This is a genomic window from Polyangium jinanense, from assembly GCF_028435265.1.
Classification (GTDB): domain Bacteria; phylum Myxococcota_A; class Polyangia; order Polyangiales; family Polyangiaceae; genus Polyangium; species Polyangium jinanense.
This window is the reverse complement of record NZ_JAGTJK010000047.1, coordinates 19,162-37,690: the sequence shown is the minus strand read 5'-3', so window position 1 is coordinate 37,690 and position 18,529 is coordinate 19,162. Positions and strand designations below refer to the sequence as shown.

At 68.7% G+C, this 18,529-nt stretch carries 12 protein-coding genes; 10 read left to right on the top strand and 2 right to left on the bottom strand.

The window, feature by feature from the left end; translation table 11 throughout:
- Positions 1-754 precede the first annotated feature (754 nt).
- Positions 755-1,864, bottom strand: coding sequence for a hypothetical protein (locus KEG38_RS43465; protein WP_272426660.1), 1,110 nt, complete (start codon positions 1,862-1,864; stop codon positions 755-757).
- A gap of 112 nt (positions 1,865-1,976) precedes the next feature.
- Between KEG38_RS43465 and KEG38_RS43460 the strand changes: the two genes are divergently transcribed.
- The 10 genes from KEG38_RS43460 to KEG38_RS43415 all read left to right on the top strand — a co-directional run bounded on the left by KEG38_RS43460 (position 1,977) and on the right by KEG38_RS43415 (position 15,552).
- Entirely contained in the window at positions 1,977-2,672 is a 696-nt protein-coding gene (locus KEG38_RS43460) for a TetR/AcrR family transcriptional regulator (protein WP_272426659.1), read from the top strand.
- Between the two features lie 5 nt (positions 2,673-2,677).
- Positions 2,678-3,865 carry an efflux RND transporter periplasmic adaptor subunit gene (locus KEG38_RS43455; RefSeq protein ID WP_272426658.1) on the top strand — a complete coding sequence of 396 codons (1,188 nt, stop codon included), beginning with the start codon at positions 2,678-2,680 and terminating at the stop codon, positions 3,863-3,865.
- 34 nt (positions 3,866-3,899) lie between these two features.
- A complete protein-coding gene (locus KEG38_RS43450) occupies positions 3,900-6,998 on the top strand; it encodes an efflux RND transporter permease subunit (protein ID WP_272426657.1) in 3,099 nt (1,032 codons plus the stop codon).
- A gap of 97 nt (positions 6,999-7,095) precedes the next feature.
- Entirely contained in the window at positions 7,096-7,569 is a 474-nt protein-coding gene (locus KEG38_RS43445) for a pyridoxamine 5'-phosphate oxidase family protein (RefSeq protein ID WP_272426656.1), read from the top strand.
- A 170-nt stretch (positions 7,570-7,739) separates the two neighbouring features.
- On the top strand, positions 7,740-10,700 hold the full coding sequence (locus KEG38_RS43440; protein ID WP_272426655.1) for an Ig-like domain-containing protein: 2,961 nt from the start codon (positions 7,740-7,742) through the stop codon (positions 10,698-10,700).
- Between the two features lie 123 nt (positions 10,701-10,823).
- The gene (locus KEG38_RS43435) at positions 10,824-11,837 is read left to right on the top strand and encodes a formylglycine-generating enzyme family protein (protein WP_272426654.1); all 1,014 of its coding nucleotides are present in this window, start codon (positions 10,824-10,826) and stop codon (positions 11,835-11,837) included.
- A complete protein-coding gene (locus KEG38_RS43430) occupies positions 11,822-12,625 on the top strand; it encodes a formylglycine-generating enzyme family protein (RefSeq protein WP_272426653.1) in 804 nt (267 codons plus the stop codon). The genes KEG38_RS43435 and KEG38_RS43430 overlap by 16 nt, the downstream gene beginning before the upstream one ends.
- Positions 12,622-13,614, top strand: a complete 993-nt coding sequence (locus tag KEG38_RS43425) for a hypothetical protein (protein ID WP_272426652.1) — start codon at positions 12,622-12,624, stop codon at positions 13,612-13,614. The genes KEG38_RS43430 and KEG38_RS43425 overlap by 4 nt, the downstream gene beginning before the upstream one ends.
- Before the next feature lie 81 nt (positions 13,615-13,695).
- Positions 13,696-14,835, top strand: a complete 1,140-nt coding sequence (locus KEG38_RS43420) for an SUMF1/EgtB/PvdO family nonheme iron enzyme (protein WP_272426705.1) — start codon at positions 13,696-13,698, stop codon at positions 14,833-14,835.
- 27 nt (positions 14,836-14,862) lie between these two features.
- Complete coding sequence (locus tag KEG38_RS43415) at positions 14,863-15,552, top strand: SDR family oxidoreductase (RefSeq protein ID WP_272426651.1); 690 nt, start codon at positions 14,863-14,865, stop codon at positions 15,550-15,552.
- Here the strand turns inward: KEG38_RS43415 and KEG38_RS43410 are convergent, their stop codons facing one another.
- The gene (locus KEG38_RS43410) at positions 15,553-18,516 is read right to left on the bottom strand and encodes a hypothetical protein (protein ID WP_272426650.1); all 2,964 of its coding nucleotides are present in this window, start codon (positions 18,514-18,516) and stop codon (positions 15,553-15,555) included. It lies immediately after the preceding gene.
- Positions 18,517-18,529 lie beyond the last annotated feature (13 nt).

The following is an 18,529-nucleotide window of genomic DNA, read 5'->3' as shown; positions in this document are numbered from 1 at the left end:
GTGTAGCGCCACCGTCGAGCGCGTAGTGCAGGTCACGTCAACTCAACGAGTCCGAGTCCCGCGCGCTCGAACGCGCCGCACCCGGCACGCCGACCGCGCAGGACCCGTCGTCGAGGTCACCCTCGACGGTGCTCGTTCAGGGGGAGAGCACGGCAGCAGCGGTTGGTGACATCGAGGCCGATACCGCGGGCGAGTGGCTCGACGTCAGGCGACCTCGATCCCAAGAGCTACGTGGTGGACGGACGAGCGGCAGCGACGGGCGCATTTCGCCCCGTGGCTTGCCGAATCCGTCTCAGGGGGGAGGCGTTCATGAAGTTCCTGAAGATCGCAGCACTGCTTTTGGCCGCCGCCGCGCCGGTGGCATTCGGGGGTACGGCGTACGCGGACGAGTCGGTGAACGACGCGCTCACGATCGCAAGCGAGGAGAGCACGCCCGAGGAGTCCACGACTGCGGAGGCGGAAGACGCGCTCGCGGCTGATATGGGGTGCCCCTCCAACCCGTGGCTGTGCATGAGGCATTGTCAGTCGGTGCGTCCCGGCTCGCGGGGGAAGTGTGTTGGACCGGGTCGCTCCAAGTGCGTTTGCCAAGGAGGCTGGCCCCGCCCCCCCCACTGAGCTCATGGGCTAGCCGAGTCCGCTAGGCTCATTCCCACGACAAGAGCTCGGGTACGGCCATCCTGCCCGAGGTGCCAACGCGGAACAGCGGGCGACCGGCTCGACGTCGGATCGCTCGTGCCGGCATACCGAGAGGTAGTTAACGATTGAGGGCCTTGTTGCGCCTCCTCCGAGCGCGTCGCGAGACCCAGCCCAGCACGACGAGCCCGAGCCCCGCAGCGCCGGAGGGCGCCCCGCCCGGCACGCCGACCGCGCAGGACCCGTCGTCGCCGCTGCTGCCGCCGCCACCACCACTTCCGCTTCCGCCGGCGCCTCCGCTTCCGCCGCCGCTTCCGCTTCCGCTTCCGCCGGTGCCGCCGCTTCCGCCAGCGCCACCGCTTCCGCCTCCGCCAGCGCCGCCGCTTCCGCCTTCGTCACAGACGCCGCCGGGGTGGACGTCGGCCGCGGTCCACATCGGCTCGTCGGGGGGCCACTGCGAGGTGCCCGGCGGGTCGACGCGCACGTGGCAGGGCGACGAAACCACCCACGATCCGCCCTTGTTTCCTGCGGCGTCATGCGTCGTCACGCGGAACTTGAAGGCCGTCGCCGGCTCGGCGCCTTGGAGCTCCAGGGCGAGCTTCTGGAACCGGATCATGCTGCCCGCGCGCACCGATCGCTCGAATGCGAGGTCCTGCATCGCCGCGTCGCGGAACGCCTCGACACGCCACACCTCGGGCGCCGCCCCCGCCTCCGGCGCGTCCGTGTCGACGTGCAGAAAATACGCGAGATCACTGTCGATCTGGCAATCGCCGCCGCTCGACTTGAAATCGGGGTAGTCGTAGACGTTGAAGAGCAGGCTCTTCACCGGCGCGGGCGACGTCGTGTCCGGCGCGCTTGCCGTGAACGCAATTGATTTGGGTTCACACGTCACGTCCGGGGTGCAGAAGTTGCCGCTCACCTTCACGACCTGGCCGAGCGACGGGGTCGGGTCGATACGCACGGCGAACCCGCCGAGCCCGGTGAGCACGGCGTCCCCGGTTGGCACGAACGACGCGGGGTTTCCATCGACCGTGACCGTGACGGCGTCGAGCGAGATCGAATGACCCCAAAAGAATAATGCAGCGTTGGCGGGGTACGTTGCCCCGCTCTCGGGGATGTGGTTGGAAAGGCCCGGCAAGGGCGGTGGGCAGGCGCGGGCAGGCTGCGAGGCAGCGGGGATCAGCGCGACGGCCGCCACAAGAGCAAGCGACAAACGGGGGAGCACACGCATGGAGAGCCTCCTCGAAGAAGCAAGGACGCCCCATCGTAGCGCGGTCGCGATGGGGGTCCGAGTCCTCTTGACCGGAAAGGGGCATCCCCCCATAGTGACCCACCGGTCAGGAATGCCTCGTATCGCCGATCCACGCGCGCGTATCGACCTCTTACGAGCCGCTGAAGCAATCTTCGCGGAGAACGGCCTCGCCGCGGCCAAGGTCGAAGACATCACCATCCGAGCAGGCGTCTCGAAGGGCGCCTTTTACCTGCATTTCAAGAGCAAACAGGACTGCTTCCGGCAGATCGTGGAGGGCGTGGTCGCGCGGCTCTCGGCGTGCATCGAGGCGGCGCGCTTCGACGAGTGCGCGCCGCCCGAGAGCATGGAGGCGCTGTTCGAAGGACGGCTCGCGCACGTCGTCGACTTGCTCGAATTTTGCTGGCAAAACCGCGGGATCCTGGGGATGATCCTCACGGGCGGCGGCGGGACGCCCTACGCGTACCTGATGGACGCGTTCGCCGAGCGCATCGAGCGGCAAGCCGAGACCTGGCTGCGGCACGGCGTGGAGGTGGGGCTTTATCGCGACGACATCGAGCCGGCGATCGTCGCACGGCTCGTCGCGGGCACGCACGAGCGGCTGGTGCGCGAGATCATCAAGCAGCCGCGGCGCCCGGACATCGAAAGCTGGGCGCGTCAAGCGCAGGATTTGCTCGCGCGCGGGCTCTTCTCTGCCGCGTCGAGTGCGGTAGTTGACCGGACGGTCACGAAGAACCGGGAGCGGGACGAACGTCCGCGAGAACCCAGGGCGAGAGCGAAGACAGGATGAGCACCGTGGCAACGACGGGTACGACGAAAAAGTTTGGCGCGGGCAAGCTGATTGCCCTCGTGATCGTGCTGGGCACCGGGGGTCTGATCGGCGTCCGGGTCAAGGCCAAGATGGACCAGAAAAAGGCCATCGAGGCGCAATCGGCCGTCACGGCCGAGCACGCCGCGGCGCCGGGAAATGCGGCCGCGCCGCCGAAGGTGACAGCACACGGCGGCACGCTGATCGCGAAGCCCGAGCCGATGCGCTGGCAGCCGAGGGTCGCCGTGACGGGCACGCTCGAGCCGATTCAGCAGGCCGACGTGGGCTTCAAAGCAGGCGGGCGGCTGCTCGCGATCAAGGCGAAGATCGGCGACGTCGTGAAGCCGGGGCAGGTCCTCGGCGTGGTCGACGCGGCGGAGGCCTCGGCGCAGGCGAACGTGGCGCAGACGGGCGTACGCGTGGCGGAGATCTCGCTCGAAATGGCGAAGGACGCGCAAAAACGCTCGGATACGCTCTACCAGCAGAGCGCGGTGCCCGAGGCGGAGAAGACGACGTCGACGCAGCGGGCGCTGCTCGCGGCGGCGCAGCTCGAACAGGCGCGCGCGCAGGCGCGGCTCGCCTCGGTGTCGGTGGGCAATGCGACGCTCGTGGCGCCCTTCGGCGGGCTCGTGACGCGCGCGCCGAACGGCATCGGCAAGATCGTCGCGCCGGGCGAGCCGCTCTATCACGTCGAGGACACGTCGGTGCTCAAGCTCGCGGCTTCGGTCTCCGAGAACGACGCGAACGTCTTCGAGGTCGGCGCCGCGGTGTCAATCGATGGCGCGCCGAAGGCCACGGGCAAGGTGACGGCGGTGCTCGGCTCGCTCGATCCGCAGACGCGCAGGGTGCCGGTGATCGCGGAGATCCCGAACGGGCCCGAGGTCGGGCTGCTCTCGGGATCATTCGTCCGCGCGCAGATCGTGGCCGCGGAGACGATCGAGGTGCTCAGGCTCCCTGCTTCGGCGCTTCGGCCCGGGGCGCAGGACGAGATCGTCGTCGTGCAGGACGGCAAGGCGCACATCGTGCGGGTCTCGTTCACGATCGCGCCCGACGGCTCGCTGTACGTGCGCAAGGGGCTCGAGGCTGGGGCGTCCGTCGTGGCGAACCCGAGCCCCGAGGTGAAGGAAGGCGAAGCGCTCAATCTCGGACCCGCGGCGCCGGCGCCCGCGAAGTGATCGGCTCCCATTTCCAGGCGAACGAGGACCTCTCATGAACCTCTCGGCGATCGCCATCAAGCGCCCCGTTTTCACGGTGATGGTCGCGGTGGCGCTGCTCGTGCTCGGCATCGTGGGCTACAAGCGCCTCGGCACGGATCTGTTCCCGGACGTCTCTTTCCCCGTCGCCAGCGTCACGATCGTCTATCCGGGCGCGAGCCCGGCGGAGATCGAGACGCAGATCTCGAAGCCCATCGAGGACGCGGTCGTGTCGCTGAATGGCATCGACCGCGTGCGCACGTTCTCGCGGGAAGGCGTGTCGACCACGGTCGTGATCTTCAAGCTCGACGTGGACATCCAGGAGGCCGCGCAGCTCGTACGCGAGCGCGTGGCGCAGGCCCGCTTCAAGCTGCCCAAGGACATCGAAGAGCCCGTGATCTCGCGCCTCGACACGGGCGCGGCGCCGGTGCTCATCTACACGCTCCGCGGCAAACGATCGCTGAGCCAGATCCGGAATTTTGCCGATGACGTGATCCGGCCGTCCCTCGAGCAGGTCGACGGCGTGGCGGCGGTGAACATCCGCGGCGGCGCCGAGCGCGAGGTGAAGGTGCTCCTGGATCGGGCGCGGATCGACGCGCTCGGCGTGCAGCCCGCGCAGATCGTGGCGGCGATCAAGGGCGCGAACCTGACGGTGCCCGCGGGGCGCTACGAGCAGGGGACGCGCGAGATCAGCGTGCGCGCGATGGGCGAGCTCGAAGCGGTGGATACGCTGCGTGATCTCGTGGTCTCGATGGCCCGCGACGGCTCGTCGGTGCGCCTGCGGGACGTGGCCGACGTGCAGGACGGCTTCGAGGACATGCGTACGCGTATCCGCGTGAACAACGAGGAAGCCGTCGCCTTCGAGGTCGTCAAGCAGAGCGGCCGCAACACGGTCGAGATCTGCGAGGGCGTGCGGAAGAAGCTCGCGACGCTGGAGAAGACGTTCCCCGAGGATCTCAAGACGTCGCTGATCATGGATCAGTCGACGTTCATCCAGGAGAACGCGCACGAGGTGCAGATCGCCATCTGGTTCGGCGGCGCGATGGCGATTCTGATCATCCTGATCTTCATGCTCGATCTGCGCTCGACGCTCATCAGCGCGGTCGCGCTGCCGACGAGCGTCGTGGCGACGTTCTTCCTGATGTACGTGCTCGGCTTCACGCTGAACATGATGACGCTGCTCGGCCTTTCCTTGGCGATCGGCCTGCTCATCGACGACGCGGTCGTGGTGCGCGAGAACATCTTCAAGCACCTGGAGCGCGGCGAACCACCCATGGAAGCGGCGCTGAACGGCACAAAAGAGATCGCGCTCAGCGTGCTCGCGACGACGCTGACGATCGTGGCGGTCTTCGTGCCGGTGGCGTTCATGGGCGGCATCGTGGGCCAGTTCTTCCGTCAATTCGGGCTCACTGTCTCGGGCGCGGTGCTCGTGTCGCTCTTCGTGGCCTTCACGCTCGATCCGATGCTCTCGTCGCGGTTCTCGAAATCGCTCGAGCACGGGGCCAAGGATCCATTCGCCTGGCTCAAGCGGCCGTTCGAGTGGGTCTTTCGCGCGATGGACGACAGCTACCGCGACGTCCTCGGCTGGGTCGTGAAGCACAAGCTCGTGGTCGGGCTCGTCGCGTTCGGCACGCTGATCGGCTCGGGGCAGCTCATGGCGCTCATGGGCTCGGACTTCGTCAACCCTGAGGATCGCGGGGAGATGATGGTCGAGATCGAGCTGCCGGCGGGGACGTCGCTCGACGAGCTCGCCACGCAATCGCTCGAAGCGGAGAAGAAGCTGCTCGCGCACCCGCAGCTCAGGACGCTCTACGTGACGCTCGGGCCGAACGGCGAGGTGAACAAGGCGCACTACCGCATCCTGACGACGAAAAAACACGAGCGGGCGGTGCCGCTCGACGCCATCAAGGACGACGTGCGCGCGATTGCGAAGGCCGTGCCCGGCGCGAACGTGGTCATCACGGAGCCCGAGTTCGTGGAGGGCGCGGGCGTGCAGGCGCCCATCATGATCAACGTGCGGGGCGAGTCGTACGACGACATCCGCGCGCTGGCCGATCAGGTCGCGGGCGTTCTCCAGACCACGGCGGGCGTGACGGACGTGCAGGTGAAGTTCTCCCCCGGCAGGCCCGAAATGCGCGTGAAGGTGGACCGGCAGCGCGCGGCCGATCAGGGCATCAGCGTGGCGCAGGTCGCGATGACGCTGCGCACCGCGATCGAGGGCGAGGAGGCGAGCAAGCTCCGCCAGGGTAAGGACGAGGTGCCGATCCGCGTGCAGATGCGCGAGGAGGACCGGGCTTCGCCGGCCGAGCTTTCGCGGCTGACGTTGTGGTCGCCGCGAGGCGCGGTCGCGCTCTCGGACATCGCGCGGCTCGAAATGGGCGAGGGCCCGCAGGTGATCGAGCGCGAGGATCGGCAGCGTCAGATCGCCGTGTGGGCGACGCCGCGTGGCCGCTCGCTCGGCGAGATCGTGGGCGAACTCACGCCACGGATCGACGCGCTGCAGAAGCCGAAGGGCACGTCACTCACCTACGACGGGCAGATCGAGCAGATGAACGACACGAACTCGTCGATGGGGACGGCGCTCCTGCTCGCAATCATCTTCATCTACCTCGTGCTCGCGTCGCAGTTCGAGAGCTTCATCCACCCGCTGACGATCATGATGACCCTGCCGCTCGCGCTCGTCGGCGCGATCCTGGGGCTCTTCCTGATGGATACGTCGATGGCCATGGGCGCGATGATCGGGATCATCTTGCTCATGGGCCTGGTCACGAAAAACGCGATCTTGCTCGTCGACCGGGCGATCGTGCGCGTGCGCGAGAACAACGAGACGCCGCTGCAGGCCATCCTGGAGGCCGGCCCGGAGCGGCTCCGCCCGATCCTGATGACGAGCGCAGCGATGGTGCTCGGCATGCTGCCGACTGCGATCTCGAACGGCGAGGGCAGCGAGTTCCGCGCGCCGATGGCCATCGCGGTCATCGGCGGCGTCGTGAGCTCGACGTTGCTCTCGCTTGTCGTGATCCCTGCCCTGTACCTCGCCATCGAGAATGCGAAGGCGTGGCTGCGGGCGCGCGGCATCGTGAAAGGCGACGCCGAGCCCGCCCCGGCCGCCGAGTGAGCAAGCGGGGCCCACGCGGCCCCGCTTGTTGACGTCATTGCACCAGAGCCCCAAGGAGCCCGCTGCCCTGCCTGCGAGGGAGGAGGCGCGCGCTCTCATGGTCGGCAAGCTCAGCCCAGACGAGATTGAACGGGTCCTTGGGACCCAAATGATCGCCCACCTCGGCTGCCATGCGGGCGGCCGAACCTACGTCGTGCCCATCACGTACGCGTACGAAGACGACTACGTCTACAGCCACACGAGTGAGGGCCTGAAGCTCGCGATGATGCGCGAAAACCCGGAGGTCTGCGTCGAGGTCGAGAAGATCGACGGACCCGCGCATTGGCGCAGCGTGATCGCGTGGGGCACGTTCGAGGAGCTCACGGGACGGGATGCCGCGCATGCGCTGCAGGTCCTCCTCGAGCGTTATTTCTCGCGCGAGGCGAGCGAGACGGCGCGTGGCCCGCTTGGCCCGCATCGTCAGGGCGCGGTTCACCCGGACGCACACCTTTATCGCATCCACCTCACCGAAAAAACCGGGCGGTTCGAGGACGGCGCGCGAAAACACCCGCGACCCACCCTCGTCCGTTAAGTTCGTCACATCAAACCACCGCCAAAAACCTGGCTCTGCGCAGGTTTCACCGGGAACATGTGGGGGTTCGTCCTCGTGCGTGACGTTCGGGTGAAGCCGCCCGGGCCGTCTCTGGTTTTGCGTTCGTCCCGACCGGCCTCCGTGGTAGACGCGGTACGGAGGGACAAAAGATGCGCAGGACCACGAAGCTGACCTTGATGGCATTCGCCATCCTTTCCACCGGTACGGGGTGTGAGATCATCGCGGCGGTGGATCGGAGCCAGATCGACCAGTCGCCGGGCGCCGGCACGGGAGGGACCGGCGGCACTGGCGGGATGGGCCCCGGCTCGGGCGGCATGGGTGGCACCGGCGGCATGGGCGGCGTCGGCGGCATCGGCGGTATGGGCGGAGTCGGCGGCATGGGTGGTACCGGCGGCATGGGCGGCGTCGGCGGCATCGGTGGTATGGGCGGCGCCGGCGGTATGGGCGGCGTCGGTGGTATGGGCGGCGTCGGTGGTATGGGCGGCGCCGGCGGGATGGGCGGCGTCGGCGGGATGGGCGGCGCCGGCGGGATGGGTGGCGCCGGTGGCGGCAGCGCGCAGTGTACCGTTCCTGCAGATTGTCCTCCCACGGGGAACGAATGCATCGTCGCCACCTGCGACGCAGGGATGTGCGGCACGGCGTTCGCGAATGCCGGCACGCAGGTCGCGACCCAGCAGGACGGCAATTGCAAGGTCGATCAGTGTGACGGCGCCGGGAACGTGGTCAGCGTCGACGACGACGCCGACCTGCCCGACGACAACAACGAGTGCACGAGCGACGCCTGCTCGGGCGGCACGCCGACCTACACGAACCTGATGTCCGGCACGGCGTGCGGCGCCGGCATGAACCTGTTCTGCAACGGAATGGGCGCGTGCGTCGGCTGCGTGAGCCCGGACGATTGCCAGGGAGCGGACACGGCCTGCCAGACCCGCACCTGCACGGCGGGGGCTTGCGGCGTCAATAACGCCGCGCAAGGGACCGCCGCGGGCGATCCGACGGACGGCGATTGCAAGCGTGATGAGTGCGACGGCAATGGCAACATCGTGGCCGTGGACGACGCCACCGATCTGCCGGCCGACGACGCCAATGCATGCACGGTGGCGGCGTGTGATCCGACGAACGGGCCGGTTCAGAATCCGGTCAGCGTCAACGACAATGACGCTTGCACGGCGGACGCCTGCGATCCGATCAGCGGCGTCTCCCACACGCCCGTCGGCATCGACGACAACACCGTGTGCACCACGGACGCCTGTGATCCGGCGACCGGCGTCTCGCACACACCCGTCAACATCGACGACAACAACGCTTGCACGGCCGACGCCTGTGATCCGGTGAACGGCGTCTCCCACACGAATCTTCCGTCGGGCACGGATTGCGGCAATGGCAATCAGTGCAATGGCATGGGCCAGTGTGTCGGGTGCACCACGGCGGCGGATTGCCCCGGCCAGGTCACGGAGTGTGGCGCGCCGGTCTGCAATACAGGCGTCTGCGGCATGACGTACGCGCCCTCGGGCACGCCGGTCGCGACGCAGGTGCCCGGCGATTGCACAGCGGCCGTCTGCGACGGGATGGGCAGCACGACGACCGCGATCGACAATAGCGACCTGCCGATCGACGGCAACGATTGCACGCTCGACAGCTGCAACAACGGAACGCCGACGCACACGCCCCTGAGCGCGGGCACGCCGTGCAACCAGAATGGCGGCACGCAATGCGACGCCAATGGGATGTGCGTCGCGCCGGCGGCGCCGACGGTCACGGGGACGACGCCGGCGGACGGGGCGCTCGATGTCCCGGTGGGCTCGACGATCGCCGTCACGTTCAGCACCGCCATGAACCCGGCCACGCTGACCGCGACGACCGAGACCGGGGCCTGCACGGGGTCGATCCAGATCTCGACGGACGACTTTGCCTCGTGCCTCGGATTCGCGTCGGCCGCGCCGACGATGAGCATGGGCAACACGGTCGCGACGCTTGCGCCTGCACCGACGCTCTCGTACTTCACGGCGTACAAGATCCGCGTGACGACGGGGGCGCAGAATGCATCGGGCACGCCGCTCGCCACCAATTACACGTCGGTGGACGGTTTTTTGACGGCGGAGCCAACGACGACCTCGTGCACGGGCTCGGTCGTGATCAGCCAGGTGTACGGCGGCGGTGGATCCACGAATGCACCTTATACCCATGATTTCGTGGAGCTCCACAACCGCGGCTCGTCGACCGTGAGCGTCGCGGGCTGGACCGTCCAGTATGCGGCCGCGGCGGGGACGAGCTGGCAAACGGTGGCCCTGACGGGTTCGATCCCCGCGGGTGGCTATTACCTGGTTCAATTCGGATCGAGCGGCGCGGTCGGCAACCCGCTGCCCACGGCCCAGGCGACGAGCGCAACGAACATCGGCCAGAGTGCCGGCAAGGTGGCCCTCGTCAACACGACCACGGCCCTCTCGGGTGCCAATCCGACGGGCGCGCAAATTCAGGACCTCGTGGGTTACGGGACGACCGCGACCGGCTACGAGGGGACAGGGCCGACGCCGGCGCCGTCCGTTTCGCTCGCCGTCGTGCGAGCCGGCGCCGGGTGCACGGACACGAACCAGAATGCGACCGATTTCTCGACGGCCGCGCCTGCGCCCCGCAACTCCGCGACCGCCGCGCTCGTCTGCACCTGCCCTCTCGTAGGCGCGATCAACGAGTCGGCCGACCCGACGGAAATGGATTATTGCAGCGTCCAGTTCCCGGCGAGTGCCACCGTGTCCGCCGGTCAAATGAGCCCGACGATCTACGGCCGCGTCTACGAGACCGGCTTCACGGATGCGGCCGGCGCGAACGCCGCCATCGTGGCCGAGCTCGGGGTCGGCCCTGCGAACGTCAACCCGACCACGCAGAGCGGGTTCACGTTCGTACCGGCGACGTTCAACATCCAGGTGGGTAACGACGACGAATACCAGGCCTCCTTCAGCGCGCCCGCCACGCCCGGCTCCTACCGTTACGTCTATCGCTTCAGCCGCACCGCCGGGTCGAGCTGGACCTATTGCGACCTCAATGGCGCCGGCTCGAACCCCGGCCTCTCCTTCGAGGTCACCGAGCTCCCGGTCCTCAGCGTCACGCCCTGACGCCCCGCCTTCCCGACGAGGGCCCCACGCGGGCCCTCCTTCCTCCGGACGAGCCCTTCTCGCCGCGTCTCCGATGGGGTATCCATCGACCTTCGTCGTATGCTTCCGCAGCGCGAGGGATCGATGCGCAGAGACCTTCTCCGCCGTGCCGTGCTCCTGGGCTTTGCCACCCTGCCCGTCGCCGTCGCGGCGAGCCAGTTCGCCGCGGGTTGCGGCTCCAAAGAGCCCCCCGACGTCATTGGACAACCTAGCTCGTCGTCTTCCTCGACCGGCTCCGGCGGTAACGGCGGAAACGGAGGCACCGGCGCCGCGAGCTCGGTCACCTCGGGCACGGGCGGCGCCGGCACGGGCGGCACAGGAAACGGAGGCACGGGCGGCGCCGGCGGCATGGCCGGCGCGGGAGGCATGGGCGGCGCAGCGAGCTCCAGCAGCAGCGGGATGTTCATCGACGACGCGGGCGCGAAGACATGCCCCTCCATCGCGAACACGCCGGCCATGGTCGCGGTGCCCGGCTGGGACGGGAAGGCCTATTGCATCGATGCCACCGAGGTGACGAACGCACAGTATGCGACCTGGCTCGAAACTGGCCCGAACGTCGCGAACCAGAACTCGGTGTGCGCCTCGAATCTCTCTTTCACGCCTTCCACCGGCGCCCCGCCGAAGGACGATTACCCGGTCGGATCCGTCGACTGGTGTGACGCCTTCGCGTATTGCAAGGGCGTGGGCAAGCGCCTTTGCGGCCGCATCGGCGGCGGCCCGGCGCCGTATTTCGCGGACGACGACGCCTCGCGAAACCAATGGTACAGCGCGTGCAGCCACGGCGGCACGCAAGGCTACCCCTATGGACAGGCGTACGATGCGAATGCCTGCAACGTGAAGGACGCCGCCTATGGCGCGGTCCTGCCCGTGGGCACGCTTCCAGGCTGCGAGGGCGGGTTCGAGGGGCTCGTCGACATGAGCGGGAATGTGTGGGAATGGGAGGATTCGTGTATCCCTGGGGACAGCGGCGTGGATCTCTGCCGTCGCCGCGGCGGATCGTTTTCGAGCTCGGCCGACAACGTCGATTGTGACGTCGCGAGCTCGCGTCCGCGGGACGCCGCTGAGGCGAATACGGGCTTCCGATGCTGCGCCGATTGAGCTTCGCGGTGTCCGGGCTCGGGCTCGTCGTCGCCGCCTCCGGCTGTGACGGCGGGACGGAATCGAGCGGCGGGACGACAGGCAGTTTCGTGGACGACGCAGGCGCCTTGACGTGCCCGGACGTACCCGGGACCCCGCCGATGATCGCGCTCGGCGGCTGGGACGGCCGGGCCTATTGCATCGACACGATCGAGGTGACGAACGCGCATTATGCCGCGTGGCTGGAGACGTCCCCGGACACGAGCGGGCAGCGCCCCGATTGCGCCGGGGACACCACGTTCGTCCCTCCGTCCGGGCCGCCGCCGAAGAACGACTATCCCGTCGCGAACGTGGATTTCTGCGACGCGCTCGCCTTCTGCGCGGCCTTTGGCAAGCGCCTCTGCGGGCGCCTCACCGGCGGGCCCACGCCTTATTTCGGGCACGACGATCCCGCGCAGAGCCAGTGGCACAGCGCCTGCACGCACGGTGGCGCGAAACCATTCCCCTACGGATCGACGTACGATTCGAACGCGTGCAACGGCGCCGACGCGAAGTACGGGGCGCCGCTCGTCGCGTTCGCGCTCCCGGGCTGCGGCGGCGGTTCGTCCGGGCTCGTCGATATGAGCGGCAACGTGTGGGAATGGGAAGACGCCTGCATTCCGGGCGACGGCGGCGTCCCCGAATGCCGTCGGCGCGGCGGATCGTTTTCGAGCTCGGCGAAATACATGAGCTGCGACGCGAGGAGCTCGCGGCCCATCGACGCCGCCGAGGACAACACGGGCTTTCGCTGCTGCGCGGACGGCTCATGAGCCGGGCCGTCGTTCCCGTCCTGCTCGCATGTGCGGCCGGTTGTGGCGGCGGCGAAGCGACCCCGCCTCCACGCGCGGCGGTCACGCGGCCCGCGCGCCCCCCAAAAGCGCAGCATGATCGGGCACACGCCGAGCCGAGCGACGCGGAGGACGACGAAACATCCGCCTGGCGGCCCGGTCGATTCATGACCCAGGCCGTCGGACGCGTGACGGGCGCGGCGCAACGATTCGAAAAACAATCGAGCTTCGGCTTCGACGAGGACGCCTCCTGCGTGCTCGGCGCCTTCCTCGAAAATGGCCGCGAGGTCTCGGTCACGCGCCCGCTTCGGGCCGGCGTGAGGTACGTGATCCTCGGCGGAGGCTCGGACGGCGTGGAAGATCTCGACCTCGCCGTGGAGAGCCCCGAAGGAAAAATCGTCGCGGCCGATACGATGGACGACGCGCAGCCTGTCGTCGAGCTCACGCCGAAGGCGGAGGGCAAATACCGCATTCGCCTGGGGAACGCGAAAAAAGGCGAAGGCGGCGGGTTTGGCGTGGTCGCGATCATGCGCGAGGGAGGCCTATCGATCCCGGTGAACCGTTTCGTCGAGTCCTTCGGCCGCACCCTCTCGAATGCGGCGCAGGCCTCGCACCTCGTCGCGCGACGGATGAAGGGCTCGCAGGGCCTCGCGTTCCACGCCGACGGCGAGTGGTCGTTCTTCGGGACGATCCTCGCGGAGGAGGAGAACATCCAGACGGGCGGGCTCGAGCTCGAAGCGCCGCTCAGCGTGATCCTCGCGGGCGCCGATCGTCTGGCCGACGACGTCAATCTGGAGGTCCTCGACGCGACGACGAACGAGATCGCCGGCCGCGACGAGGCCGACGACGCGGCGCCCGTCGTCGCGCTCGAACCCACGAAAGGGCACAAGTACAAGGTCTCGGTCGCGAACGTGAAGGCCCGCGGGACCTCGCTCGTGACGATGCTCGTCCTCGACCTCGACGTCCCGTGACGAGCGGCGCGGCTCGGGCTATAGCTTGCCCGCTGTGGCGCCGGGGAAGACGACCGCGCCGCCCACGCGTCTTTCGTGACCATGTCGCCCCTGCTCGATTCCTCGATCCGCCGCGCCGCCCCCGCGCTCCTCGCTCTGGCCCTCGCCGCGTGCTCGTCCCCCGAGACCGGCGAGAACGAAGCCGCTCCGGCCTCGTCCCTCCCCTCCCCGTCCGCGTCCGCTGCCGCCGCGCCCACGCCGTCCGGAAGTGAGCCCGCGCCGCCCGCGCCGAAGGTATTCGCGCCCCTGCCGCCGCTACCGGAGGAAGAGCTCTATCCGGACACGATCGAGGAGCAACGCGAGGCGCTCTTCCGGCGCATGGTCTCGATGCTCCACGTCACGGACGAGCAAATGGCCGCGGTGCGCGCCATTTTCCAGCGCTCGTCGGTGCTCGGCCAGGGCAACCCCAAGGTCACGAAATACCCGATGACCCGCAAAGAATGCCGCGAGGCGCGGAACACGGCCGGGGGGTTCGAGCAGGACGAACCCGCGTGCGGCGCGCCGTTCATGACGCCGATCTACGACGCGCTCGCCGGCGAAAAGGAGGCGGACGCGCGCGTCTGCATCGACCGGTACGAATTCCCCGGCATTCCGTGCGAGCACCCGATCACCGGCCCGAGCGCGAAGGAGGCGGCCGAGCTCTGCGCGGCCATCGGAAAGAGGCTCTGCGACGCGCACGAATGGGAGGGCGCGTGCGCCGGCGCCGTGCACGCGCCGGAGGTCGAGTATTCGTTCGGCAAGGCGCGCAAGGAATCGAAGGACCTGCACAACCGCGATCGAGAGATCGTCTGGGCGTACGGCCGCGAGAAGGACCATTCGAAGTGCGCGACGAAGAGCCGCAAGACGAAGGGGTGCACGTCGAGCGGATGGAAGCGCTGCGGGACGAACACGTTCCCGGCCGGATCGTTCCCGGAGTGCAAGAGCTCGTTCGGCGTGTACGATCAGCATGGGAACGTGGCTGAGCACATGAACTTACCGCTCCGCCCCGAGGAGATGACGAGCCGCGGCGGCACGGGCCAGACCGAGATGAAAGGGAGCTGGTTCATCTTCTCGGACTTCGAGGCGCACCCGGACGATTGCCGGTGGCGCGCGCCCGACTGGCACGGCACGCGCGTGACCGATCCCAACAGCCACGGCAATTACCACCTCGGATTCCGTTGCTGCAAATCGACCGGGAAATGACGGAGAAGCCGTGCTAGACCCCACGCCATGCGAGTCGTAATCACTGGAGCGAACCGGGGCATCGGCCTCGAGCTCGCCCGTAGGTATCTGGAGCGCGGCGACCATGTGGACGCCGGTGTCCGAAACCCTGAATCCGCCCACGATCTCGCCGCGCTCGGCCAGGGCGCGGGCGGGCGGCTGCGCGTCCTCGCCTGCGACGTCGTGGACGACGCGAGCGTGCGGGCCTTTGCCGCCGCGCTCGGCGATGTGCCCGTGGACGTGCTCATCAACAACGCGGGCGTCATGGGCAAGTGGCTTTCGCTCGCGGACCTCGATTTCCGGGACGTGACGCAGACCTTCGACACGAATGCGGTGGGGACGCTGCGCGTCACGTCGGCGCTGCTCCCCCACCTCCGGCGGAGCTCGGTGCGCAAGGTCGTGAACATGTCGAGCCGCATGGGCTCGATCGCCGAGAATACGGACGGCGGTGCGTACGCCTATCGCATGTCGAAGGCGGGGCTGAACATGGCGACCAAGTCGATGTCGATCGACCTGCGCGGCGAGGATTTCACGGTGGTCTCCCTCCACCCGGACTGGGTGAAGACCGATATGGGCGGGCCGAACGCGCCGATGTCCGTCGAGGAGTCGGCAGCGGGCATCCTCAAGCTCGTCGATCGCCTCTCCCGCGCCGAATCGGGCGGGTTTTACCATTTCCGCGGCGATCCCATTCCGTGGTGATCATTCCGCGGATCGACCTGTAAAGAGATCGAATAGCGTGACGTCCACGCTCGCGGCCACGCCGAGCTGCAAGGCGTGCGCGCCCGGCATGCTGAGCCCGGACTCCCACGCGCGGAGCCCGGGCCGAAGCACACCGTATACGCCGATGTTGAAGGGGCTGTCGAACAGGCCCGCGCGCAGGTACAGGCCGGGCGAAAGCAACGTGAGGACCTGCGCCCCGGGCAGACGGCCGGCCTGCTCGACGTCGTATTGCAGGTAGGCTGCCGGATCGATCAACGAAATGAATGCGCCGAGGTTGTAATCGCCGCGGCCGGTCGCGAAATCGAGGCCGATCGGCATGGCCAGAGTCGGCGCGACGACGTGCGGCACGCCGCCGCGCTCGGTGGTGGTCCCGTAGGTGCCGAAGCGCAGCTCGCCGCCGACGAACATGCCCGGGAATGCGCCGAGCGAAATCGTGGTGACGCCGGGCGTGTTTTTCCGTCGCCAGCCGCCGATGGGCATGGCGGCCGCGTCGAGGGCCTCGGCGATGCGCGAGGGGTCGGACTCGAAGGCGATCGTCGCGAAGAGGCCGCTGTGGCGGGCGATGGCGTCGAGGGGGCGGCACGGCCCCTTCCCCGCGGCGCAGAGCTTCTTGCATTCCTCGTCCGTGCACATGCGCTCGAGCTCGGCGCGCGCGGCCCCGACGACCCGCGCGACGACCCGGCCCCAATCTTCGGCGAGCGCCGCTTCGAGGGTCTCGAGGCTCACCACGAGGCGCGCGAGCTCGGCCCGCGCCGCGGCGAAGCTCGGGGAGATTTCGCCGGGCGAACAGGTGGCGGCCTTGCAGAGGCCGGGGAACGAGACGGCCTCGGAGAGCTGCTCGCCGGCCGCGACGAAGGCGAGGGCGAGGTCGAGCGACGCGCGGGCAAGGACGATGGACGCGCGCTGGAGGGCGAAGGAATTCGTTTGGCTTGCCAACCGTGAGGTATCGCGGGCGTACGCTTCGAGGGCCCGTACGATCTCGCCGATCTTCTTTCCGTCGACGTCGACGCCGATCTGGAGGGCCGGCGGGTTCACGAGCTTGGGATCGACCGTGGCCCGGAGCGCCTCGGCGGCGGCGCGATAGGCCTCGAAGGCGGTGAGGACGGCGCTCCAGCGGGCCCCCAGTTCGACCGCGGGAAGACGCACGTACTTCGACCAGCGCACGATCGTCGAGAGTTTTTCGAGCGGCGCGGCAGCTTCGAGCGCCGAGACGAGGGCCGCGTCCACGTCGCCCGAGGCGGCCGGGTCTTTCCGGTGACATGCGTGGGATCCGATTGCGTCGGGGCTTTCGGAGAACGCGGGGCAATCCTTCCGGGAAAAACCTCGGCCGACGAGCGTGAAACACGCGGGCGACGTGGTGAGCGCGGCGAGCAGGAGCGCCTCTGTCTCCTCGGCTCGGCCGGGGCGGGTCTGGCGGACGAGCTCGCCATACTCCTGGAAGACGTGCGGGAGGGACGCGGCGCACGCCGCGATCTCGAGGCGCTGGCTGAAGAGCTTGCGCGGGGTATTGCGGAAGATGCGATATCCGTTCGCGCGATCGAGCTCGTCGCCGAAATGCGAGAGGCTCAGGGCGGCATTCGCGCCGGTCGAGAGGTCCGAGGCGAGCTTCGACGCGGCCCCGCGCACGCGTACTTCCGCGCCGCACACGAGCTGCCGCTGGGCGCGGGCCTGGCAGGTGACGCGGTCGGGCGCGCCAGCGTCGCAAATCACCGGGGCGGAGGGGTCCTCCGCGCAAGAAAAAAGGTTCCCGCCGAGCTTCACGTCTGCCCACAACGAGGCGCCGAAGCCGAGGCCGAGGGCGACGCCGGGCCAGTTCTTCACGTCGGAGGCGACGGCGCCGCGGAGCGCGCCGAGCAGGCTCTCGCCGCCGCCATATTGCGCGAAATCGAGGCGGCGCGTGGAGAGCGCGCAGGTCGTGGGGAGCCAGAAGGACCGGATCTCCCGGTACGAATCCCCCGGCGTGCCGGCGGGCGTCATCGCGGGGCCGCAGGCGTCGTCGTGCAATCGCTCGAGGAACCACACGAGCGCCTCGCGCCGGGCCCGGTCGCCGACGAGGTTCGCGAGCGCGCGCACGCCGACGTCGAGTGTGCCGGCCGTGAAAGCGGCGACCTCGAGGCCGGTGTGCTGGACGGTGAAGACACGCGTCGCCGCGGAGGGGATTTCGAGAATGGGGTATCTGCGGGCGAGGAGTGGGTCGGCCTCGCCGATCTCGGCGAGGGAAAACACGCTTCGATCCGCGAGGACGATCCGGATCGGCTCGAATTTACGCGTCACGTACCGCGCGACCGCCTCGACACCGCGTTGGTCCGCAATGACGGCCGCATTCGCGAGCGTAGGCGCCGAAAAAGCGCAAAGGTTGACCGGAGACGCGGCCGTGTCCCCGCCGGCGCAAAGTTCGGCGCAGAGCTCGGTCCGCAGGCCCGTGAGATTCCGCGCGGGCTCGTCGAGCCTCCCCGCGACGTCCCGCCGCGCGGCGTCCTCGAGGGCCTTCCGCTCGCGTTTCGCGGCCTCCAGCGCCGCGATCGTACGAGCATCGAACGGTTTCGCAGAGACCTCTTGCTCGAGCTTCTTTTGCCGCGCTTCGACGGCCTCGATGCCCTTTTGCTGGGCCACGAGGCGCGCCGCGGCCTTTTCGAGCGCGGGTTTCGGATCGTCGGTCGCCGGCGCGGCGCAGGTGGCCCGCAAAGCACGCGCGAACGAGGCAAGGGATTCGACGCGGCCCACGTGAACCTGAATGGGATCGCCCGCGTCGCCCTGGGGCGCGGTCGCAATCGCCGCGGGGGACGTCACGGGCGGCGCGACGGGCGCCGGGGTCGGGGAAGGCGTGGGCTGATCCGAGGGGACGACGACGGGCGTGACCTGGGCGCTCGCCTCCGCGAGCGGAAGCAAGGCCGAAAGCGCGAGCCCGAATCCGACGATCGATGGTTGGGTCCTCGTCCTCATGGCGTCTCTTTGC

Coding starts and splice junctions, on each gene's coding strand:
- KEG38_RS43465 (WP_272426660.1), bottom strand. CDS start 1,864: ATGCGTGTGCTCCCCCGTTTGTCGCTTGCTCTTGTGGCGGCCGTCGCG.
- KEG38_RS43430 (WP_272426653.1), top strand. CDS start 11,822: ATGCTGCGCCGATTGAGCTTCGCGGTGTCCGGGCTCGGGCTCGTCGTC.
- KEG38_RS43425 (WP_272426652.1), top strand. CDS start 12,622: ATGAGCCGGGCCGTCGTTCCCGTCCTGCTCGCATGTGCGGCCGGTTGT.
- KEG38_RS43410 (WP_272426650.1), bottom strand. CDS start 18,516: ATGAGGACGAGGACCCAACCATCGATCGTCGGATTCGGGCTCGCGCTT.
- KEG38_RS43435 (WP_272426654.1), top strand. CDS start 10,824: ATGCGCAGAGACCTTCTCCGCCGTGCCGTGCTCCTGGGCTTTGCCACC.
- KEG38_RS43420 (WP_272426705.1), top strand. CDS start 13,696: ATGTCGCCCCTGCTCGATTCCTCGATCCGCCGCGCCGCCCCCGCGCTC.
- KEG38_RS43415 (WP_272426651.1), top strand. CDS start 14,863: ATGCGAGTCGTAATCACTGGAGCGAACCGGGGCATCGGCCTCGAGCTC.
- KEG38_RS43440 (WP_272426655.1), top strand. CDS start 7,740: ATGCGCAGGACCACGAAGCTGACCTTGATGGCATTCGCCATCCTTTCC.
- KEG38_RS43445 (WP_272426656.1), top strand. CDS start 7,096: ATGGTCGGCAAGCTCAGCCCAGACGAGATTGAACGGGTCCTTGGGACC.
- KEG38_RS43450 (WP_272426657.1), top strand. CDS start 3,900: ATGAACCTCTCGGCGATCGCCATCAAGCGCCCCGTTTTCACGGTGATG.
- KEG38_RS43460 (WP_272426659.1), top strand. CDS start 1,977: ATGCCTCGTATCGCCGATCCACGCGCGCGTATCGACCTCTTACGAGCC.